At 47.0% G+C, this 23,017-nt stretch carries 17 protein-coding genes; 12 read left to right on the top strand and 5 right to left on the bottom strand.

The window, feature by feature from the left end:
- Positions 1-162: 162 nt before the first annotated feature.
- Complete coding sequence (locus tag SynROS8604_RS04645; protein WP_186545314.1) at positions 163-6,621, bottom strand: DEAD/DEAH box helicase; 6,459 nt, start codon at positions 6,619-6,621, stop codon at positions 163-165.
- Positions 6,622-6,859: 238 nt separating this feature from the next.
- Here SynROS8604_RS04645 and SynROS8604_RS04640 point away from each other — a divergent pair, with 238 nt between their 5' ends.
- From SynROS8604_RS04640 to SynROS8604_RS04610, 7 genes are all read left to right on the top strand, one after another.
- A complete protein-coding gene (locus tag SynROS8604_RS04640; protein ID WP_186545313.1) occupies positions 6,860-7,078 on the top strand; it encodes a hypothetical protein in 219 nt (72 codons plus the stop codon).
- A gap of 120 nt (positions 7,079-7,198) precedes the next feature.
- Complete coding sequence (locus SynROS8604_RS04635) at positions 7,199-8,374, top strand: S1C family serine protease (protein WP_186545312.1); 1,176 nt, start codon at positions 7,199-7,201, stop codon at positions 8,372-8,374.
- The gene (locus SynROS8604_RS04630; protein WP_186545311.1) at positions 8,371-12,390 is read left to right on the top strand and encodes an AAA domain-containing protein; all 4,020 of its coding nucleotides are present in this window, start codon (positions 8,371-8,373) and stop codon (positions 12,388-12,390) included. Before SynROS8604_RS04635 ends, SynROS8604_RS04630 begins: the two co-directional genes overlap by 4 nt.
- 575 nt (positions 12,391-12,965) lie before the next feature.
- Positions 12,966-13,553 (top strand): hypothetical protein, encoded by a 588-nt coding sequence (locus SynROS8604_RS04625; protein WP_186545310.1) that lies wholly within the window; start codon positions 12,966-12,968, stop codon positions 13,551-13,553.
- A 117-nt stretch (positions 13,554-13,670) separates the two neighbouring features.
- Complete coding sequence (gene rmuC, locus SynROS8604_RS04620; protein ID WP_255445185.1) at positions 13,671-15,107, top strand: DNA recombination protein RmuC; 1,437 nt, start codon at positions 13,671-13,673, stop codon at positions 15,105-15,107.
- Entirely contained in the window at positions 15,107-15,457 is a 351-nt protein-coding gene (locus SynROS8604_RS04615; protein WP_186545309.1) for a hypothetical protein, read from the top strand. The genes rmuC and SynROS8604_RS04615 overlap by 1 nt, the downstream gene beginning before the upstream one ends.
- Positions 15,458-15,597: 140 nt before the next feature.
- A complete protein-coding gene (locus SynROS8604_RS04610; RefSeq protein ID WP_186545308.1) occupies positions 15,598-16,029 on the top strand; it encodes a hypothetical protein in 432 nt (143 codons plus the stop codon).
- Between the two features lie 464 nt (positions 16,030-16,493).
- Here SynROS8604_RS04610 and SynROS8604_RS04605 read toward each other — a convergent pair whose 3' ends face one another.
- Both SynROS8604_RS04605 and SynROS8604_RS04600 read right to left on the bottom strand, forming a co-directional pair.
- Entirely contained in the window at positions 16,494-17,000 is a 507-nt protein-coding gene (locus SynROS8604_RS04605; protein WP_186545307.1) for a tetratricopeptide repeat protein, read from the bottom strand.
- Positions 17,001-17,400: 400 nt separating this feature from the next.
- The gene (locus SynROS8604_RS04600; protein WP_186545306.1) at positions 17,401-18,522 is read right to left on the bottom strand and encodes a hypothetical protein; all 1,122 of its coding nucleotides are present in this window, start codon (positions 18,520-18,522) and stop codon (positions 17,401-17,403) included.
- A gap of 416 nt (positions 18,523-18,938) precedes the next feature.
- On the opposite strand from SynROS8604_RS04600, the gene SynROS8604_RS04595 reads away from it, so the two are divergent.
- Both SynROS8604_RS04595 and SynROS8604_RS04590 read left to right on the top strand, forming a co-directional pair.
- Entirely contained in the window at positions 18,939-19,409 is a 471-nt protein-coding gene (locus SynROS8604_RS04595; RefSeq protein WP_186545305.1) for a hypothetical protein, read from the top strand.
- Between the two features lie 124 nt (positions 19,410-19,533).
- The gene (locus tag SynROS8604_RS04590) at positions 19,534-20,631 is read left to right on the top strand and encodes a tetratricopeptide repeat protein (RefSeq protein WP_186545304.1); all 1,098 of its coding nucleotides are present in this window, start codon (positions 19,534-19,536) and stop codon (positions 20,629-20,631) included.
- A gap of 18 nt (positions 20,632-20,649) precedes the next feature.
- On the opposite strand, the gene SynROS8604_RS04585 is transcribed toward SynROS8604_RS04590, so the two are convergent.
- Positions 20,650-21,156, bottom strand: a complete 507-nt coding sequence (locus SynROS8604_RS04585; RefSeq protein WP_186545303.1) for a hypothetical protein — start codon at positions 21,154-21,156, stop codon at positions 20,650-20,652.
- Positions 21,157-21,303: 147 nt separating this feature from the next.
- On the opposite strand from SynROS8604_RS04585, the gene SynROS8604_RS04580 reads away from it, so the two are divergent.
- The 3 genes from SynROS8604_RS04580 to SynROS8604_RS04570 are packed head-to-tail and all read left to right on the top strand — an operon-like array spanning position 21,304 to position 22,483.
- Positions 21,304-21,495, top strand: a complete 192-nt coding sequence (locus SynROS8604_RS04580; RefSeq protein ID WP_186545302.1) for a hypothetical protein — start codon at positions 21,304-21,306, stop codon at positions 21,493-21,495.
- 55 nt (positions 21,496-21,550) lie between these two features.
- Entirely contained in the window at positions 21,551-21,799 is a 249-nt protein-coding gene (locus SynROS8604_RS04575) for a hypothetical protein (protein WP_186545301.1), read from the top strand.
- Between the two features lie 39 nt (positions 21,800-21,838).
- Positions 21,839-22,483 (top strand): hypothetical protein, encoded by a 645-nt coding sequence (locus SynROS8604_RS04570; protein WP_186545300.1) that lies wholly within the window; start codon positions 21,839-21,841, stop codon positions 22,481-22,483.
- Positions 22,484-22,800: 317 nt separating this feature from the next.
- Here the strand turns inward: SynROS8604_RS04570 and SynROS8604_RS04565 are convergent, their stop codons facing one another.
- Positions 22,801-23,010 carry a hypothetical protein gene (locus SynROS8604_RS04565; protein WP_186545299.1) on the bottom strand — a complete coding sequence of 70 codons (210 nt, stop codon included), beginning with the start codon at positions 23,008-23,010 and terminating at the stop codon, positions 22,801-22,803.
- Positions 23,011-23,017 lie beyond the last annotated feature (7 nt).

Below are 23,017 nucleotides of genomic sequence, written 5' to 3'. Positions count from 1 at the left end.
TAACTCCATACTTCAAAAACAGCAGGAAGTGTCATCAAAGTGTCATTTCATCTCCTTAAAGCATAAATTGATTTGGACTGCTCTCTGCAAATAACGCGAATTTTATGCGTTTAATACGTACGACTTGCTGACAGCATTTTTTAGACATATTCACTCGCTATTTTATTTATTTCGCCTTCTTCTTCGTCTAGCTCCTTGCACAGACATCCACTCTCTACTGCGTCCAGGGCGGCGGCTGAGGTTGAAGGTGTCCCAACAAACCACGGATTGATCTGGATCTCGTTGTTTTAGTTCTGACTCAAACTCCGTCAGGGTGCCTCCTTCAAGGCCCCAGCGCCAGAGGGGATGTCGGACAATCACCCACGGTTTGCTGACCGGTGTGTTGGTCTTGAGGCGAAAAGCAATCAAGTCATCACGCTGACTGAAACGCACTAGGTCTTCTCGGGCATTTCCACCCCAAAGGCGCAGGTTGAGTGTGGCAACCCTCTCAGCCTGCTCCGGCCAGTCACTCAGCGGCGCCCAGCTGTAATCACCATCAAGGCCACAATTCCATTGAGGTTGAACAAAGGCCCTCAAATAACAAAGTGCCAAACGCCAATCCAGCAGACCGTGGACAGCTTGGTTTTCATAGGTCTTCAGGCAGGTATAGCAACTGTCTTGGCATGAATCTCGATGCTTCGAATCACTCCAAGCCAAAGCTTCAGGGCTGTCATCGCTTCTGACCTGATTGCTTCCGGCAGTATTAAGACATTGGCGAATATGGTCCAGGATTGGTGCAACGCCTTGCCGTTCGTCTCCGAGCCAGGCACTGAAACCGGCACCGTTGACGTGCGCATCAACCATTTGGATTAAGGGCAATCTTTGGCCATCCATCGCAAACGGCCTTGGCTCTACCGCTTCAAGCGAACGATGGTCTACATCCAATTCTCGAGTTGAGCGAGCGATCAGAAGTTGTGCTGCCGAAATCGCTGCTGCCCGTACGCCCTGCCAGTAGTTACTGCCATCAGGGCCGTGTGAACCCGCTCGTAGCTCAGGCCTTGGAACCGCTAAGCCACTGCCCAGCTCATTGATCGCCAAAAGCGGATTGACAGCCTCGGGCAGCAGGTAAAGACCATCCGTCACTCGTGGGGCAACGAAAAACACCGGATCGATCACGCTGTGGTCGTGGGGTTCTTCCAGCGGTTCCGTTAGTACCGACTTCATCATATTTTCGCTGCTCAGACGCTGATCAATCGCTTGTGCAAGCAGAGTTGGATTATCGCGTTGTTGCAGTTTGGGGCTCTCGCTACTTGCACGCCGCAACTTTCCTTCGCGCCAGGTCATGTTGAATCCCGATCCCTGAGGGCCTCGATTCAACCGATAAACCGTTGTCTGATCGCGAGCCACCAGCCGAAGCTTCAGCGGACCATCAACAGAGTCTTCGCACTGGTGCTGCCAGCTTTGATGTTCGGGCGGAGCAGCGTCGGCGCTTAGGGCATTGCTGTAGGTACCAGGCAACGATTCCACGTTGGTGGCTGGCCTGAAATCGGTGCGGAAGCCAGCAGGTTCCACACAGCTTTTGGGGTTCCATTGTTTGAGTGGAGATTGGTTTTTGCAGCTCGGGCATGTGAGTTCTGTTTCGAGCTCGGCAATTGTTGTGACGTCCTGCCAGGCACCACAAACAGGGCAGCAGCCAAGTGAGAACCTGCGATCCCAAGGATCCGGCTGGATGGTTCTAAAACCTCCTCCTTTTGTTGAAATGCCACCTTGCCAATCGATGCGTGGCGTGAGGCCAACACAACGGTGCTCCTGCTTGTCGTGGACGAGCACATTCCCCGGTGCGAACTCATAGATCGCAACCTCAAGATCACGATCAAGGCTTACCACCTCTCTTTTCCTCATGTCTCCACCGATCACTAGGTCGCGCACCCGTGTGGGCAGGCCATACATCGGCAGCACCCCCTCATTGGCGAGATGGGCTGCAAGGCCCGCTGTATTGGCTCCGACACGCTGACGACCAGAGCCCAAGATCTCGAGAAGTTCAGTGGTTGTCTCCATATCAAGTGGATCGCAGCTCTTGTCATCAATGGGCCTCTGTCGATTCAAGGCATGGCGGGTTCGTTCTGCCTCAGTGGCAGTGGCCTCCAGGGCTTCTTGTAACCAGCCTTGCCACTGCTGCAAGTTCTGAGGATTTTGAATCGCCTTGGCGGGGATGAAGTCTCCGTGAACATCAACCGGCTTCACCAGATCGCCAGCCCAAATATCACCTTGGGCAAGACGCTGCCTCTCTTCCAGCCAGCGGAAGGCGTGAATCAAACGATCCTTGCGCAGGAGTCGCTCGGCAATGCGTGAAAGCCGTTTCACTAAAAATGGTGGTGGTGGTGCATCACCGGTGATCCGCTCTGGATGGCGGAAATAGTGAAGATCGTGGCTGCGGCTGCGGCAAAGAGTCAGCACAAAGGAAAAGGTTTGGCCGCGGCGGCCGGCACGCCCCACCCGTTGCTGATAGTTGAAACGCTGAGGCGGCATGTTGGCCTGCATCACCGCTTCCAGCGGACCGATATCTATCCCCACCTCCATGGTTGTCGTAACGGCCAGCATCTCGATGCCATAGGGCTGAAGGGGATGGCTTTGCTCTTCGGCAAGTCGGATGCCACGAAACTCCCGCTGGCGGCTTGCAGGATCTACTGTCTGTCCCGTGAGTTCTTCACAACGCAAGCGAAACAGTTCAGAGTCAGAGCTCTGACCTGCTGTGTAGTTGTCAAGGGTGCGGCGCAGACGACGCCCATAAACATGCTCGCGGATGAGATCCCCGCGCCGACCACTGGGCTTTTCAGATAGAGGTGCTCCGCAACGCGTGCATCCACCAATTCCTCTATGGAGATGGACACGCCGGCAATTTTCACAACGCCAAAATGGTGCATCTTCAGATGGAAGCTGAAAACCGATGTCTTTCAGCTCCACGTAGTCACGTCCAGGGCCGGAGTGTCCGCCAAATCTGCGGAGCAGGTCTTGTCCTCGCAACAAGAAGTCGATAGCTTCTCCGCCTTGTTGATCGGCAAAGCGTTGCAATACACGAGCGATATTTGCAGCCCCTCGCTCTAACTGCTCTGGAGTGATAGAGAGTATTTTGGGGTCCCACTGGCAAGGGGCATAGCGATAGTCGTCGGCGTAGATCCGCATCCATGCCGCCGCTTGAAGAAGATCATCGGAATTGAAGTCATCCGCAGCCAGCTGTTCTGGCGTTGGCAAGGGCACAGGAATAGCCAGTCCAATGGATTCGATGGCGAAATAGCTTTTGTGGAACACCACATCCGCAAGCGCCTTGAGGACGCGCTCACGCACCATTTCTCCAGCGGCCTTACTGAAAACATCTGGTCTTAGTCCTCGGGCCGGGGGGTTATGCCAGCGATAAATGCTCTTGTTATCGGGATCTTGGATAAAGAGCTCCCACCATTGCATGGAGATGTTGCGACCTGCCTTCACCCGCTGCAGACCACGATCATCAAAGGGGTGGACTCCAAGTTTTAAGAGATTTCTGAGCAGCGGACCCACCTCATCTCCGCTGCGAGGGTCCTCAATTTCAATAACGGAGCTCAAGGGAATCACACCCAATTGCTCCTGCCTTAAAGGCACAAGCAACTCTTGCCTTTTTCTCAGTAATTCCTGGACAGCTTGATTGTCATCGGCCAGTCCGACCTGCCGCAGGGAAGCAAGGCCTTTCTCAATCTCTCGAAGCTGAACTTCAAGTGGATGGTTGCCGTCTTCGCCATCGGCCATTCGCCGCCTTCTGGCGTCAACATCCATGAGCGACACCATCAACACCTCTCGGAGGAGATCGCGGTAATGCAAGTTCTCCACATCGAGAGCCGCCCGAGCCGCGCCCTGCCGACTGTCTGAAAAACTGACCAACCGCGGTGATCCTTGCCCGTCGTGGCGACCACGCGCTAGGGCATCGAATAATTCGGTGGCTAGCAGTTGAGTTGTGCGCCCATAGGAAGGCCTAAGGCTTTGGATGGGGGAATAGGTAAACGGGTTGGAATTCGTCCCCCGCTTGCGCCTTTGGCTGTAGTCGCTTTTGCAGCGGGGGCAGCGGCAGGGGCGATGACTACTAGGGCTGGTTTTGGTCAACCTGTGAACCTTTTCATCGCCTTGTCGTTGAAACAAATAGGCCGGCTGCCAATCGCCTTGACCGTTGTCGCTATGCCGGAGAACACCGCTAACTGGATCGAGCCAAATGGGCTCCCACCTCTCTTTGTTGTCCTCGTCAGCTTGGGGTTCGCTGTTATCGCCTACCGGCCAAAGGATTGCGTAGTCCTCATACGAGAGCTGTTCGAATCGATTGGCCATTGGTAGATCAGGCAACCGCTCCGTGTCGGCTTCATGGGGCAACAGCTCCTGAAGGGTGGCCTCTTTGCCTGAGGCATCTTGTCTCGAACGGATGCCACCCAAAAAGGTTTCGCCGCAACATTCACAGTGGAGCAACTCAAATTGGCGCCGCAGCTCAGAACTGCCATCTGCGCCCTCTGAAAGCTGTCGACCACTGAGGTTTAGAGAAAGAGGGCCTTGCCAGCGGTCAGGGTCCTTTGCCGTTCGTTCTGAGGGAGGCAACACCGTGGTGAATAGACCTTCTGGGTTCTTGAAAAAGGTGTGGAGCCGGAATCGAGGTAGTACCGCCTGCTCTTTGAAATGCCCTTCACCGACAGACCCAACAATGGCGGCGAACAGTCGAAGGACGATTTCCAGCTCGGTATCCGTCCAGGCATGGTTGATCCAAATCGCAGTCGCGATGGCATGAAGGCCGCTAGCGCGGTTGTGGCAAGCGCTCTCCAATTCGCTACCGATCGCAGTGGCTAACGTCAGCCAGCGCTCCAACGCATTGGCAGCGGCCGGTACGGTCAGCGCATCAAGCAACTCAAGCTGATGAGTTCCAAGGTTTGAGCCATCCAGGTGGTTTGAAACGAGGAGCGCATCGTTATCAGATGGACCTTGATCGCTCTCCCAAAAGGCCTTACAAGCTTTCAGAACTTGGTTGGCGTTGCGAGGTAACCGCCAGGATTCCGGGCTGGGTTCAGTCAGCTCTTGATTTCCCGGAACTATTGCATCTCGCCAGGCTTCGCGCTCGGAACCTAAGGGCAGGCCAAAATCAGCGAAGGCATCACGCAAGAAATTCAAGCTTTGCTCTCCTTCCGTTCCTGTAGCAGGAAGCGAGGCACTAGAGGCAAGCAATCGAAGCTGATGATGGCGATCAGGTTGATCCAGGCCCAGCCTCACTAAAAGCAAACGCAGCAGATACATGAACTCAGTCCCTTCACTACCGCGTTGAAGGTGGAGTTCATCAATCACCAAGGTGAAACGATTTCTTGGATCGGCTTCCAACCAGTGGCGCGTTTGCTCCAGCATTTGCCTTTCACTGGAGCGGCTCAACATTGCATTGAGCATGCTGATGTTGGTAATGAGGATGTCGGGTGGGGTGAGTTGCATATCCCAACGAGACACCAGCTCACCGCCATCAATGCTTGAGAACGAGAAGGCCGTTTCCCGTTGCTCGTCTGTTTGCTGCCAACCAGCCTGTTGATTTGGCGGCAACTGCAACTCTGTGCGTACTGCCTGCTGCAAATCCTCCATGCGTGCATACGTCTGAAGCATCTCTTCAATGCGTCGCTTGCGCGAACTGGCGACCTGTTGCTTCCACCGGGTCAGAGTGAAGGGTCGCTCTTGATCTGGATCAGCAGGAAGGCCAGGGATCAGCTCGTGTACTGGGGTACTTACTGAAGACGCAACACCTGAGCCGAGGGCCCTCTCGTGAGGACGCCAATAGCAAGGACCTCCTGGTGTTTGCCCTGTGTAACGCCCAAAGAAAATGCGGTTGCCGTTGAGCTCTTGAGCAAACAGATCGCGAGCATCTTGTGAATCGATGGCCGCCCGAAGTCGCGCCATCTGGTCTTCCACCAGAGCATTCATCGGATAGAGGATCAATGCCCGGACCGCAGCAGTGCGGGACTCACCATTGCGGTGATGGCGATCCTTAAATCCATCCCACTGCAACCCTTTCACTTGCACGTCTTCGCGCAACCCGTAGTTCCCTGTGCTGTCCCGTTTCGCTAACGGAATGCCACGGGCATCGCACCACCAGCGGTTCTGCAAATACCCAGGATGAGGAGCAGACCATCCACCTCGTTCCCGTGTGGCCTCCTCAATAATCGTCGCCAGCACGGGGAGTAAAAACGCCTCGGTCTTGCCCGATCCAGTACCGGAAGTCACGATTCCAGCCTGACCATCGCTTACACCTCTCTGCAACATTTGCAGTTGGTGGCGATAAGGCTTGAATAATTCACCATTGTTCCCACGGCCAATGAGACCACAACCAATCAGTTGAAGGAACAAATGACGAGCTTTTGGGCTCATTTCCCCTAGAGCAGCCTCAGGACCCTGCTCTTTGAGGAGGTCTTCGAACCTGCGGCCATCCTGAGCCCACTCTGGTTGGGGTTCCAGGAAAGGGTCAGTGCACATTCGGCCAGCTTCCCGCAACAACTGTTGTCTTTCCTCGGCAAGCCCTGGGTCTTCAATACGAAAGGCGGTGTCTAGATAGCTCAGATAGAGCTCACGGGTACGACTGAATACACCAACAGGATCATGCATGTGATCGGACTTCGTTGAGGAGAGGAATCAGCTTTTGTCTGCCGGTGACATGGTGTCTGGTTCTGACGGTAAATACCAATAGTCTCTCCCAACGTTGATGAGTTTCTGAACTCAGGGAAGGGAGGATCAGCGAAGGCCAGTACGGTCAGACTCTTGCTGCACTTGGCGTGAATGAATACTCCACGAGCAAAGTTTTTTTGTTTCAGTAAGGAATTCTTCAAGCAGTTGCCCCAAACCAATGACCATCGATACTCAAATGACGCTGGCTCTGCTGCAGGAGCTGCTGATGGCACTGAGGGCAAATGACGCTGATGGCTACAAGTCTTGGCTCACACTTGGCATTGAACAGCTTGGAAGGGATGTAGCTGGTGAGGTTGAGGGCGACTGGATGGTGCCCTTATTAGTGGAAGAGGAGAGGGACAGGCTGATGGCTTGGCAGCTGGGTGTGAGCCTCTAACCCGATTGGGGGATAGCGGCAAAGTAACAATCACCCAAACAGGTATTGTTCAAACCAAGGCTGGCAGGAGATAATTCGAATATGAAGTACAGATTTGCGAGATGCCTGCTTTTACTGTTTTTGACGCTTGCAGCAGGATTAGCAGGCTGCAAAAAAATCACATCCAATAAGTCAGCAATTTCGGCAGGACAAGTCAAAGAGTTAACTTCTAAAAAAATCATAAGAAACCTTCCAAGTGAATGTACTATTCAAGAATATTCAGCTGAAGAATTATTTGATAAATCCAAAAGCGGTATTGCTGTTGTATTGACTGATTCGGGGGTTGGTAGTGCTTTTGTTGTGAAGCATGAGAACAATTCAACGCTGCTTGTAACCAACGCACATGTTGTGCAGGGAAACAGTGTGGTGACGCTTAAGTGGTCCGATGATTCAAAGGATCAGGCTGCTGTAGTAAAAATTGGAGATGTTCAAAGCCTGGACAATGATTTAGCATTGCTTGAGCTTTCAGGAAATATAGGCAAAGTCCTAAAGATTAAGCAAGGTAAGGTAAACACCGGTGCAGATATTGTTGCTATAGGCGCTCCGCGTGGCTTGGAGTTCACCATTACCAGGGGAATTGTCAGTGCTCATCGAGATAATGGCCGCGTCATTCAGATTGATGCTCCTATTAATCCTGGTAACTCAGGCGGGGCAATCCTGGACAAGACAGGTTGCGTTGTAGGAGTCGCAACATTTATCCGCAGAGATAGTGAGGGCCTTGCATTTGCAATTTCGTCGAGCCAGCTTCAGAATTTTCTTGTAAGTGACGAAGGAACAATGTCCGATAGCCCTGCATTAGCTAATCGCACTACTTACCCTAGTCCGAATATGATCATGGAGGAAAAACCAAAATGCTGGTTTCAGCAAGATGATGGGGGAGATCTTGAAGCGGCTAACTGTTTTGTTGGCACACGTAAGAATAATAATGGTCACTTGGTTTATGACCTAACCGAAACCGTGAGTGGATTAAAGAGAACAATAGCGCTATGGGAGGACGAGAAAGCTGAAGTTATTTTGAAGGGTCAGGTTTATCAGGGAAGATGGTGGACTGATTCTGATGGTGATGTGCGCGTCAAAGTTAATGGTGGAGTATTTGCATTTGTTTTACCTGATTCAGCTGAAAGAGAAAAAGATCTAGATCGCCGTACTGATGTAATCTTTTATGAGCGTTACCCCGAGCTTAAGGGCAAAATCTTAGGTTCATCTAAGGGGAAACTTGCTCAAGAGTGGTTAAGCATTAGAGAGTCATTAAAGTGACTTTACAAGAGCGATTTCAAAGATGGGCTGACGAGCTGGTTGACCTCACAGCTAGAAATGAGCTGATCAACTTCAAGGTCACAAAAACCTCAACGATCCTTCCGGATCCAAAGGGACTCTCCGCGCTTCTAAACGGAGACACAGTCGCGATCACGGATCTATGCGACCTGACTGATCCCGATCAAATGAAGCCCGCAAAGGGGGCAATCAAAACAGCCATCGAGTTCAAAGAGCAGCGCGGCATCGAAGTGCTCAAGCTTGCTTCTGGCTTCGCCACCTGGAAGACCGACAAGATCAGCAACGCCAACGCACCTTTGTTTCTCTACTCAGTCGAACTCGAGAACGAAGGGGGGGCCTTTATCAATACCAAGCTCAGGCTTGTCGACACCGAACCGGAGATCAACCCCGTCTTAATCCTCCACCTGCAACGCCGAATGGCAATAGGTATTAAGGATGAGAGCTTCGAAGAGCTGGAAGACCCCACTGAGGAGAACCTCTGGGAGCTGTTTGCAGCGCAATGTCCTGCAGACCTCGAAATTCAAAGGCTTGATGGACATGCAATAAAAAACCTCAAGTACCCCAACCTGCCAATGGTTGCGGATCTACAAAACGCGACTGTTTCGCTTGAAGAGAACACGCTGATTGCTGCACTTGCCGGAGACGCCGAAAGCAAGGACGCCCTAAGGGAGGACATCAGTAATGCGAGGCAGGACGCACCAAATTTCATCACCCCCAAACAGGAGTTCCTGGTACTTGATGCGGACTCCAGTCAGCAGTGGGCGATTAACACCGCTCTGCAGGGACAAAACCTTGTCATTGAGGGGCCACCTGGCACAGGGAAAAGCCAAACGATCGCGAACTTGATCGCGAGCTACATCGCAGTCGGGAAAAGTGTTCTGTTTGTCGCGGAAAAGCGAGCAGCAATCGATGCAGTTAAAAAGCGGATCGACAATGTTGGGCTAGGGGATTGCTTCTTCGATTTGCACTCCTCAGAGGCAGTTCGAAAAAGGCCTACAGGGCCCTTCGTTTCAGCTCTCGAAGAAATCAAGTCAATCCCCGATAGGGACTTCAGCGCAGAACAACTTGAGCTCGGGGAGGTTCGCCAAAAGCTTGTCGACCGAAGCGCAGCAATTCAGGCAAAGCAGGAACCATGGAACTGCTCCTACCTAGAGGTTTTGGATCTAGCGATGGAGGCTGGTCATAAGCCGTCTCAAGTCTTCGAAGTCGGTACGTCATGCATGGATGCGATCACCCTTGACCAGATCAGAGACACCGAGACGTGCCTGGCAGAGCTGATTTCTCTTGCAGCGCAAGACCTACTTGCAAGCCATTCACCTGTCGCGAAGGCGATCAAAAATGGACAACTTCAAACACCCCAAGCAATCCGCAGTACTCTCGAGACTCTGGACAAGCTAAAAGGAGCACAACGCTCAATCAAAAGCTGGCTTGAAAAGGTTGAAGCCAAAGCTCGCTTAACAGGCGAAGAGGTGTCGATCCAGAGCCCTCATCAAATCCAGCCAATCCTCGACAATTTGGACGTCGTCAGTGAAAACCTGGAGCTGATGGCTCCTGACCTTCGCAAGCTTCCTGCCGTTGCTCAGCTAAAGCGCCTAAAAACAGACTTGGCTCAACCGTTTCTACTGCGGTGCTTCAAATACCTCTTCGATAAGAGTTATCGAGATTCACTGGCTGGCATGAAGTCGGCCTTGCAAGAAGGCGTGCAGGCATCAGCAAAAACTCTTCGGGCTGCTTGCCGATCGATGACTGCTCTCAGCTCACTTCATGCAGTGGGTGTGCCTGCAGAAGCGAGGACATATCCACAAGATCTCAGAGACACCCTGACGAATTTCTTTGAGGCGTTATCGCGACTCAACTCTTTGGTCGAGGACTTGTCACCTGATAGCTGCTCAATCGAAGAAGTCGACGCAGTGATCAGCCGGTTTGAAGGGATTCGAACCCAATTGCCTTATGCCCCTGACTTGCATCGAGAGCTCGAGAACCTCCAGCAACTGATCGCTAGCTCAAAAGAGTTATTCGATCAGTTGATCACCCAACTTTGTGCTGGTGAATCAGCGAAGGCAGTTTGCGATGGCTTGAAGAAGGAGTGGTCGAACTACGTCGAAGAAGCCATTCGCATCCAGTCACCAGCCTTACGTAACTCCGGGCGTCAGTACCTCGATCGCAACATCGAGGACTTTCGGGAACGGGATGCCGATCACATACGAACAAATGGTCAGCGCATACGCCGTCTCTGCGCTGAGCGAGCTCATGCCGTGCGGATCGCGAACCCTGAGCAGGCCGATGTAATCGAAACCCAGCACAGGAGGAGGCGTAATCGGAAATCTGCTCGTCGACTCTTCGCTGAGACACCGGAATTGCTCAAAGCACTCAAGCCTTGCTGGGCCATGAGTCCTCTTGTGGTCTCCGAGTTACTCCCCCCTGATAAGGCTTTCTTCGATGTCGTCATCTTTGATGAAGCCAGTCAGATCGTCCCTTTTGAGGCAATCATCTCAATCCTCCGCGGAAAGCAGACGATCGTCGCCGGTGACTCCAAACAACTTTCACCGACGAGCACCTCGTTCTTCGCAACAAAAGAGGACGAAGACGAGATCGCAACGAGCGATGACCCAGAGGACGATGTCTTTGACGCCGTCGATGAAGCGGAGTCGCTTCTCGAAGCCGTAAAAGCGGTCTTGCCTAGCCAAGGTGTAAGGACCCTTTCATGGCATTACCGCTCAGAGGATGAACGCCTCATTGCCTTCTCTAACCAACACCCGGAGCTATACGGACGGCGGTTGGTCACGGCTCCCTCTACAAGCCTGGAACCACCATTCGAATACCACCTCGTCGAAGGGCAGCTCAGCGATGTCACAGGCAAGTCACCCCGTGCAGAAATTCAACGCACCGTTCAGGTAGCGATCACAAATCTCACCCTTCGCCCGGACTTGAGCCTTGCGGTGATCGCTCTTGGCTCTGACCACGCCCGCAATATCCAAAACGAATTTGACCGTCAGGTTGGTGAAGACCCATCGATCCAGCTGTTCCCTGAAGGCAGACCAGACGAGAAATTCATCATTCGCCACCTGGAATCGATCCAGGGCGATGAGCGTGACGTCGTCATCATTTCAACCGGATATGGCCCAAGAGAGATCGGAAAGCTCCGCTACGACTTTGGACCCATCAACAGAGACAAGAACCTGTCTGGCTTACGACGCCTCAATGTCGCTGTCACACGGGCCCGCAAGCGGGTAGAGGTCGTCTCAACAATCAATCCCTATCAATACGACGACAACAAACTGAACAGCATCGGTGCGAAAGGGTTAATCCAATACCTGCGCTTCGTGCAAAGCGGAGGCGAAGACCTCGGGGATTTATCAGCGGAGACGGTGCCGATGAATCCGTTCGAACAAGACATCTATGACTCGCTTCGCAAGCAAGGAATTGGGATGGTGCCCCAGTACGGCGTCTCTGGGTATCGGCTGGATTTCGCGGTTCAGCACCCGGATAGCCCTGGACGCTTCATCCTCGCGATCGAGGCCGATGGAGCCTCGTACCACTCTTCAGAAACAGCGAGAGATCGAGACCGGATTCGCCAAGCTCACCTGGAACGGCTGGGTTGGAAGTTTCACCGCATTTGGTCGACCGAGTGGTTCCGTAACAAGGAGAACGAAGTATTTTTGGTAAAGCAAGCCGTTGAAGAAGCTCTCAATACCTTCGAGGCAAACCCAAAACCTGCTGAGCCAACTCGCTCCCTAGAGCCAAAAGAACCCACCCCAATTGCACCTGAAAAGAAAGGAGCCGAACCCCTGATCCCCGAACTCGGATCAATAGACGACTACGGGAGTGAGTTGGCTGAATACATTGTCTGGTTCTGTTCTGACGGGGTCCTTCATTCCGACGATGAGATCTTCAAGGCAATCTTCGAGAAACTTCCCTTCAGGCGACGAGGCGCACGAATTGTTAACCGGATAGAAGATGAGATTAAGAAATTAAGAAGTCTCGGGAGAATCAACTGAACTGGAGGCTTGCTGTGGGAGATAACCTACTTGAAGATTTCAGCAAAAGACAACTTATAATAGATAGACAATCAAAGTCATGGCATGAAAAAGAAACCATTACAACGTCGACTGAGTGATAAAGGGTTGATTGCATGGTCACTCTCTGTCGCAATGGTTCTTCCATTTATCGGAAATATTGCCGTAATCATCTACATGATTACCAGAAGGACGTGGAAATTTGGTATTTATTTATTCTTATGCATTCCTTGGGTATTATTTATCATGTTATTTTTTAGATTGATTGGCATTGACTTGCTAGACGAAAGTATTGACCCAGTCTTAGAATGGACGTTCATGTTTATAGCTGCCGTCGGAAACATACCCATCGTAAGGTATTGCATACATCTCGTCACAAAGGATGGACAACGAGCACTCAAGAGAGATTCAGAAGAGTCACAGGAGTAATCGAAAACATGTTGCAAGTATGTTTACAAGGCTAGATTCAAACACCAACTCTTTAGAGAGATTCAACAATAGAGATATTGCTGCTAGAATTAATGTCTAGATCGAAAGCAACATCACTTTCTACCCAAGTGACTGAACTGCCACCACAAGGACTTAGTACTTGGTTTGAGGTATTCAATCAAGACGGCGACTGGAAGTGGTTTCCTTCTGTTGAATTAGCCAAGAAGGAAGCTCAGAAATGGAGATCGAACGGTAAAACAGCACAAATTCAAACACCTGCCTGGAATTGGGATAAGGACAACCATGCCTATGTTGAGGTTTGCATAGCAGTTTCACATCAACAAGAAGTTGATCGCGGTACTGAGTTTGTAGAGAATGATGATGGAATATTTTATGACTTTGATGAGCATATGCACAGATTCTACTTAACATCAGAGATGGTTGAAAAGTACAGCTTGCATGAAGTTGCAACCAAGATGGACGATGACGAACTGGAAGAAATGAAAGAAGAGTTAGAAAACGAATCCGTGAACTACACCCACGAGATTTTAATTGATGACGTTATTGCATATCGGAAGACTAAGGACGACCATGAGTCAACAACAATGACTCCATGGGGAGAAGTTTGGAGTAAAACCTTTGAAGCTTATTTCAATAACTTTCCTGTTGCACTTTACGATGAGCCCGAAGAAAATGCTTATTACTCCCAGGTTTAATCAGAACATATGGCTTAATTGCAAATACTACTAATCGACCCTATGCATTCTTTGCATTGGTTTGCCTATTTCAAGTACTTCGGGTTATAAGTCGCTAGTGATCTAAACGAAAAGTCGTTGCCAGCAGCCCTTCTCTTCATCACAGGTATTTTAACCGGCGTGATCGTTGGCTTCATTGTCAGCAAGATGTTTGGGCGCTCTAGGCCAGCAAGTGGTACTGGGGACTTAGGGCGTCTAGAAGAGCGCCTAGGGCAAGCCAATGAGGGGTTGGGCAAGTTTGGGGATCAGCTTGAGGCACAGAACGCGGAGTTCAAACAGCAGCAGTTGCAGCTGCAAGAAGCCAAAGAGGCTGCTGCTGTCAGCCGTACTCAGCTTGAGGCAGTCAGCCGCGAGCGAGATGAACTGAGGTCTTCGCAGTCGACGACAACTAACGCTCTTGAGCAGATCAGGTCAGAGAAAGAGACCCTCAGTAAGCAGGCAGCAGAGATTGCGGAGAAGCTCCGCTCACAAGAGACTCAAACCCAATTTCTGGAGCAAGCCAGAGCTGATCTCTTGACCCAATTTCGCTCCCTTAGTGGTCAGATGCTGGATGGCTCTAGAGATGCCTTGCTCAAATCCACCAAAGAAAGCGTTAGTGAGCCTTTTGCCAAGCAAATGGAGCAGCTACGGCAGCAGATGCAGGTCCTACAGAAGGAGTCAGTAGAGAAGCTTGGGGCATTGGCCCAGACCACCATGGATCTGCGTCAACGCAGCGAAGACGTTCAAGGCGCAGCCCAGCAACTCACATCTGCTTTGCGTTCTCCCAACGTGAAAGGCCGATGGGGAGAGGTGAACCTTCACCGAATCTTGGAGTTCGTTGGACTGATCAGCTACTGCGATTTCGACGAGCAAGTGCATGTCGATACAGATGAAGGTGCCTATCGCCCGGACTGCGTGATCACGATTCCTGGTTCGCGCAGGCTCATCGTGGATTCCAAGGCACCGATCGAGAGTTATCTGGATGCCTTGCAGGCCACAGACGAAACACAGCGTGAGGCAGCCTTAAAGGAGCACCTCAAAAAGGTCCGTAGTCATATTGATCTCCTTAGTAAGAAGGATTACGCAGGAAAGCTGAGTTCCTTAGGTCAGGTTGTTGACGGAGTCGTTCTGTTCATCCCTGTTGAAGGAGCCCTATCAATGGCTTTGGAACGCGATCCTGACCTTCTGGAGTATGCGTTTAGCAAGAAGATCATCCTGACTTTCCCGACAAGTCTCCTCGCGATTCTCAAGGGCTTATCGATGACAATTCAGCAAGGTGAAATCGCTGCAAATATTGAGGAGATCCAGAACAATGCTGTTGAGCTGCACAAGCGGTTTTTGATGTTTGTCGACAAGTTCAATGCTGTGGGGAGCAATTTGGCAAGACTCAACAAGAGCTACAACGAGGCAGTTGGCTCTGCGCAGAGTCGCTTGTTACCGCAGGGGAGACGATTTGCTGAGCTTGCGGGTCAGAACAGTGAAACAAGGATTGATGATGGTATAGATAACGTCGTCAGAGAAATTCAGGGAGGATAATGAGCATTATTAGCGACGACGAAACAAGCAACCTGATCGAGGCGATTTTAGATTCAACTCCTGTTGATGAAGAAGATCTTGAAGAATTTATCGAAGTTCTTGCAGAGCTAGGGATTTTCACCGCAGACCATTTCAGCTCTAGCCTTGTCAGCGTGAACGAGAATTCCGAATGGTTCAAGAACTACACGTTCGAAAACATGCGCGCAATTGAAAGCAAGTTCAACATGAAAGCTCAAAACTTCGACGGCTGGCATTACTGGTTCGCAAATGATCAAGATGCCAAAAGAGCAAGAGAAAGCATTGCCGAATACGACAAGCAGATACTCGAAGAGAAAAGACAAGAAAGATGATGATATAGATACCGTCGTCAGAGAAATTCAATCTGGAGAGTAAGCAATGAAGTTACCTGTTTGCATTTTTATAGAGGATTAGGCAATTGAAGATTTTCTGATAAGATTGAAAAATATGGACATCAGGAAGCTTAATGCTTATGGACAAGATCGAAGACAAGTATATTCCAGAGGAGGGCTATGAATGCCTCGGATATATGCAATACGAAAGTGGGTTTTACTGGATTGATGAGGAGCATGACGACAAGATATGGGTTACTCCCGAGATGATAAAGAGATATTCATTAGATTTAAAAAATCTGTTCACCAAAGAAGAGCACTTAGAAGAAAAGCTTTGGGACTGGGGTGAAGGGGAGGATTACGATAGTGAAGTCAATAGGCTATGTGAATTCAGTCACTATATTTATATTCAATTCTGCACTCATGTGACCATGTCAAAAGAAGATAGAGACAATCCCGAGGAATGTACAGAAGAGACAATCCACGGAAATATATATTCCGGAGAGTTTCTTGCATGGCTAAACGATTGCCCATTAGAGCTTCTTCGCGAATCTGATTTGACTGCTCAGTAAGTAGCAAAATGAATTTGATTACTCCAAGACCTAGATAGCGAACTTGACCGCATATGGAACTCAAATCTTCGTCAGGGCGGGTCTTCAGCGAGCAACAGGCAATTGACCTCCTCGTGTCTCTAGTGGCGTCTGATGCAAATTCAGACAAGAAGTGGCGCGGGTTCTATAATTCATTGTCTCCTACTGAGTTGCAACAAGAGTGGGATGAGCACTGGCAGTAGAACTGAATACTAAGTTTCTAATTTTTAGTATGTTATTGTGGTAAAAGTATTAAAAAATTACTGACAATGCTTGTCTAGAAGATCCTGAACATCTTCAACTCCAAGTTCTTTTGCTTTCTTCCAGTCATTACACGATAATTCAGTCTTATTAACAGATGCGTAAGCAACACCTCTGTACAAATAAGCAGTTGGAAGGGCATTTAATCCAGGATTATTCAGCAAATATTTCACTGCTATATTGCATTAGTTCAATGCAATATCATAGCGATCGTTCGTAAGATTTACTTGGCAAAGCGCAAGAAATGGAAGTTTATCTTTCGGATTTATGTCTACTGCTTTTCTGCAGTCGTTCAGCGTATTCTGGTAATTACCTAGATCTCCATTTACGAAGCAACGGTTTCGATACGCCATTCCACTTTCTGGATCGATTTCAAGTGCTTTATTACATGCAACAAGCGCACTTTTGTTTTCACCAATAACATTTTTCAGTTGGCAAATACCGGTATGGATTTTCGCGTTGGATGGATCCAAAGAGATTACTTGCTGGCAGTCCTTAATTGCTTGCTGATAATTTCCTAGTTTCTGATTTGCTGTGCACCGATTAAGGTAACTTGTAGGCAGCGAAGCATCGATAGAAATCCCTCTATCGCAATCTTTTATTGCATCTTTGTACTGTCCAGTCTGCACCTTGGCGCCACAAAGACTTGCGTATATTGCTGCATCACCAGCATTTGGAAAATTTTTTCTCATCCAAAATCAAAGAATAACGCTTTATTGTAAGCACTAACAGCACCTGAGTAATCACCGGAATTAAACCTTTTTAAACCATTTTTACTAGCATCATCTTTTATGTAATTACTGCATCTGACAAGACCCATTCCTATAGCAAATATATTAATGCATTCTTCAGAAAAGATCTATTCATTACTCCTCAGGTTGCTATGAAATTCTAATGATAATCATAATAGTAGATCAAAGGCAAGTTGGGAATAAGAGTGATCAATCTTTAAATGGAAATAATTTTCATTAGCAATATCTTTTCTGAAATGCCTCTGCAAGGGAATCAACCTCAATCTTCGCCCACTCACCTTCCCGTCTTAAAACGGTTTGGTGGTGCCTGGAATGCTCAGAGAAACCAAGCAAATCCTAATTAGATACTTTCCCCTTCATCAACCTGCTTCTCCCCCTTTTTATCAATTAAATACATTTCAATGTCCACTCCAAGTGCTTTAGTAGCGCCTTCATGATCATAGGGACCAAAAACATCTTGAATTATGGTGGCGGCAATAAATGGAAATTGTTTCCAATCTTTGAATACAACAAATTCATTTGTCTCCTTAACACATGCACCTCCATTCCAGTCAACCAAATAAGTGCAAGATCTGCCATGCTTCCATGTTGAGTCCTTGTTGCCCCAAAAAACTTCCTGACGACCATCCTCAATATCGTTAATATGTAATTGCGGCGGATCACTTTCGGTAAAACTAGTCTTTGTAATCAATTTTTTTACCCATGAGTCCATTCCCTGCGCCACAAGTGTGCAGTCATTATTGATTTCTTCATAGATCTCGCGAAGAGAATTGCTTACAAATTTTTGTAGAGACTTGTTGTACGCATCCGATTTCTCAATTCCCTTGAGAGTTTGCTCCGTAGCATCAAGGAATACTAAAAGTTGTATAAGAAATTCTGCCCACTCTCTTCTAATATTTAATACGAAATATCTGACCTTTTCTCTCACTTCTTCCTTGAACCATTCATCAGTTCTAGAAGTTTTGAAATGGATTGCCATGGCACTTGCACATAGTGCCTTCCTCACCCATTCTTGTAGTGGTGGATGTGATTCACTATGACAGGAATAATTGCTGTTCAGTAGTTGAGAATATCCAAATAGTACTTCGATAACTGGATCAAAAGTACAAATTTGATCGTATGTTTCTTTGCTATAACTCTTCCAGTTTTGAAGAAAGTCTATGGTTGTTTCTTCAGTCTCTTTTAGGTATTCCTTTGGATCATTAATGTTGTCAGTTTTTTCAAATATTCCTGAATCTCCTAGGAATATTGCCAATTCCACCGCAGCATCGTATTTTTTCATTTCCTTTTCAATAATATCTTCACTTTCTGCATCTTCTTTGATCTTTAATACAATTGCGCTTCCAGAACCTCCCGCTAAGGCAGCAGTAAGTACATAAGACTTTTGAGCACCTATTGCAGACACGACCACTGCACCTGCCATGCCAGCACCGAGGGTAATTGCCAGGCGTTTGTAGTCCATTGGTGTCTCAGCAATGGGCAATGCTTTTGATCAGTGTAAGTCTCTTATTATGCCTTGGAGTTGTCACGACAATTTCTACGATATATTCATTTTATCTTGATAGACTCAAATTGTCTAGGAGTGCTTAGAAGCAGTCCCTCGATATTCCAATATTGCATTCTATTGGCATGTTGATAAAACAACATAATAAATGAACAACAGTTCGGAACTGTTTTTATGGATAGAAGAGGTCCATCAGGTCTTCTTTCAGGCATACCTGATTGCCTTCACAGTTTGCTCTGACTACCTTGATGGAATCATAGCAGTTATTGCAAATCACTCAAGTATGTTTTATGGTTATTGCTATAAATTCGTATAACTAGATCCAAATGAAATTAATCCAATCCAATCTATGCTCTGGTTATATCGAGCATTCAATGAAGATCGACTCTAGTGGTCGCTATCTGTTTTGTGATATTGGTATTGCTTTTGACAATAATGGAGGTCTAGGTGATTTGTCTCCAGAGTCATGTCTGACGGATGGCGTGTTTGAGCATAATGGCATTTATTTTGCATTGTTTGGTACTGCTCATGGTGATGGTGTTTACCCGTTTTATGAGGCAGACGATTTGCACGACCCTGACTCAGTTCTTCTTGATTGTAAATCGTATTTTGCAGATGATGAACCCTTGGATCAATTATTGATTGATTCAGGGCGTATCGCATTAATTCAAGATAATATTTTATCCCCCTCTTTCGATCCTCTTGATGTCGGTCCACGAGTTGATTTGGCACGTTTTGATGAAGAGGACTATGAAGACTCACAGTTGACAATATACGAAAGCGATAAGGCAATTTATCTGATCGACTACTTGCTTGTTCGTGATTTTAGATATTGGGATGAATGATCTCAACTAGGACTCTGCCATGGTTGAGCAATTCGATGATTTCCACGAAAATTGATTGCAAAACTCAAGATGAAGGCGTCTTTGCATTAGTTGCTGATTGCCCTCACAGTCTGCTTTGACTACCTTGACGGAAGTAGGCACCCCATATATGTCTCGCAGGACTTCTGCCATTGCTGCTGTCCTTTCGCTGGTTGCGCTTGGGGCACCTTTGATTGCTGGGTGTCGTGCTCAATCGAATGTTGCTGGGGAAGTTTCTAATATTTCTGCAGATTCAAACAGTGATGATATTCTTGCTATTAAGAATGAGATTGCTGAACTCTCATTGTCAATAGATACTAACCCTCAAGATGCCAATGCTTACAATGATCGTGGTGTCGCAAAGTTCAAATTAAAGGATATTCAGGGTTCAATTCTTGATTTCAATAGGGCAATAGAGATCAATCCTAGTTATTCCGCTTTCTACTCTAATCGAGGTAATGCTAGGTTGGAGTTGAATGATATTCAAGGAGCAATCTCAGACTATAGTATAGCAATAGAGATCAATCCGAATAATGCCAATGCCCTATACAATCGTGGTAATGCTAAGTTTAAGATCAAGGATGCTGAAGGCGCAATCTCTGATTTAAGCAACGCAATTGCAATTAATCCACAGTTTGCTGCTGCTCATGTAAATCTTGCTAGTGCCAAGTTGGAATTCAAGAATGATCCGCAAGGGGCAATTGTTGATTTCAATAAAGCACTATTGCTTGATCCAAACAATGCATACGCTTATAATAATCGAGGTCTCGCTAAGCATAAGTTAAATGATTTGCAAGGAGCAATTCTCGATTACAATAAATCGATTGATATTGATCCGCATGACTCTGATAATTATTTTAAGCGAGGTAATGCCAAGTTTGCGTTAAAGGATATTAAAGGGTCAATTATTGATTACAGCAATGCGATAAAGATTGATTCATCTTCTCCTGACTATTATTCAAACCGTGGGATTGCCAAGGATTATTTGGGGGATTATCAAGGAGCAATTGCTGATTCTAACAAGGCAATTGTAATTAATCCTCAGTTTGCCCCCGCCTATTCGAATCGCGCTAATGCCAAGATTGGATTAAAAGATTCTCATGGAGCATGTGCCGACTTCAAAAAAGCAGCGTCTCTTGATCATAAAGCAACTATCCAATACTTAAGCAGTGAAAATGGTTCATGGTGCCTTAATATGCGATGAGTCAAGGGATAGGAGTGATTAACAACCAATGCTTTGTTCAAAGTTGTTGTCAAACCGCAACCACTCTTCTTTTATCGTTGGATACTTTTGAAAGAACCATTGCTTCTTGAATGGTAATGGGATTTCAGACATCCAGAAGTAAGGCGCACCGGCAACATAGAACTTCTCTGGATAAATTAATCCTGGTTCGTCTTCATCTTCGTCATCGTCTTCATCAAACTCTACTTCTGATATTCCTTCTCTTAACTCACTCTGCTCATAACCTGAGTCTTTCATTTTTTCTATGTATTCGTCCTTCACATAAGCAAATAAATTATGATCTTCATCCCACTCCCAGAACTTTTCAATTGTGTTGACTAAGGTCATGAAAGTACTGTTCATGAATTCAACAATGAATTCTTCAGAATAATCTTTATCTGACTCCCAAGAGGCGTTCACACCTTTCTTGAAGTCTTTGAGATGCAACCAATACTTGAATATCTTTAATTTCTCTTGTTTGGAGCGCGATGCAAAATCAAATTCCATTGTCCTTTTCTTTAATGGTTCGATGTTTGTTCAACACTTGTTAACTCTATCATTGGTGGATTAGATTACTCCTGTATTGCTACATCAATATGGATTCTGTCTCTCAGTACTCTCAGCAACAATTGATTACTGCTCTTCAGAACGAGTATGAGTATCTTAATACATGATGACTTTGATCCAGATGTTGATAAGTCTCCAGATGAAAATGTAGAATGGTTGCAATCTCTTTCGCTTCATACTCTTATGGCGGAGGTTGCTGAAATGGTTGAAGCAGATGACAGTAATCAAGACGAAGGCGACAGTGTCACAGTTGCCGATTATATGAATAGATGGTTATGACTTTGACATGTGTTAATTAGGCAAGTATAATGATTAAGCGCAATGAAATCTTATTGTGACTAATTCAGAGTATTCTAGGCAGCAACTCATTACTGCTCTTCAGAAAGAGTATGAATACCTCATACATGACGAATTTGACCCAGAAGAGGATATGAGTTCTGAGGATCACTTGAAGGGTATAAATTTACTTTCTGTTGCGGAGTTAAAGAAGGCGATTGAGGAGAGTATTCTTACAGAAAACTGCTGCAAAGAAGATGAGGACAAGATTTTGTTCGATGAGTACATGGAAATGTGGAAAGCATGAATTTTGATGTAAAATGGTTTTGATGGTTTTAGTCGAATTATGTCTGAGTCATTGAACTCTTTTAGTAAGGAGTCTGGGCAAGATCCTGATGAGGTAAAAAGACATATCCAGGAGACCTATAAAGATATCTTCCCTGTTATAAATGCAGTCTCAGTGGCAGGCGATGCAGTAGATCTATTTAATCGATGGGAGAATGAATTTAGCAATGGAGGAAATTTCTCTATTTTATACGCTCTTGCGATTTTTAATGACCTTGATCTTATTAGCGTTGAGAGACATGAGAATGCTCTTTTGCTATTAGACTATGCCAGTAGTCATAATATTATAGATCTTGACTGCTCTGAGTTTGTACGGAATAAAGAATCTTCAACTCTATCGTCAAATGAAATAACAATTGAACAACTCAGACAATCAGTAATTAATGATTATGCATACATCTGCGCTGACGACGGAGGTACAGAATCTGATGAGATGTCTTTAGATGATTATAAAAAGTCTGTTTCGGAAATGTCATGGGAGGAGTTGATGCAAGAGAGCAGTGTCAATGTTGATGAACCATCAGACAATCCTTATGATATGACTCTTGAGGAGTACGTGAATATTTGGGGAGCAAGATCAAATTATGCAGAATTAATTTACACCAAGAACGAAGATGGCAGCACAAGTTTAATAGAGGAGAATTGATAAGCATCGAGATCTTCAGTTGATTAGAATCATACTTTGCTTTGATTGCTTGTACTGGTTTTGAGATGACGTCGAAAGATTGTTTTTGCTTTTCTTAAAATAGTTGCCCCGTACTTGGCATGATTAAATTATAGTTTAGTCACACTCTTGCTCAAAAGTCGAAGCCAGGATTGTCGTTTGGGAATTTCATATAAAGAGAATGCATTGATTTATCATCTTTGTGAAATCCTCTTGTAGAAACATAAAGATCATCCTCCTCCCATTCGTTTCCATCCTCCTGATGAGTTTATGCATATGCACTTATAAGCTAGTCCTCTCTATTCCTCACCCTTCCAATTTTCGATAAACTCTTTTAGGTCTTCTTCATCATCCCAACCTGTCTCTCCAATGAGCTGCTCAACAGAGAGAGTATTGAACCATTCTCTACGCTCTTCGACAGTCATGTCTCCTGGCTCTTCGCTGTCATGGAGCAAGTGCGCATATTCATTTGTCAAGCACTTAATAAGCAATTCTTTGCTGTAGTTCATACATTTT

The organism is Synechococcus sp. ROS8604 (assembly GCF_014279655.1).
Taxonomy (GTDB): domain Bacteria; phylum Cyanobacteriota; class Cyanobacteriia; order PCC-6307; family Cyanobiaceae; genus Synechococcus_C.
This window is presented reverse-complemented; position numbering and strand designations above follow the sequence as displayed.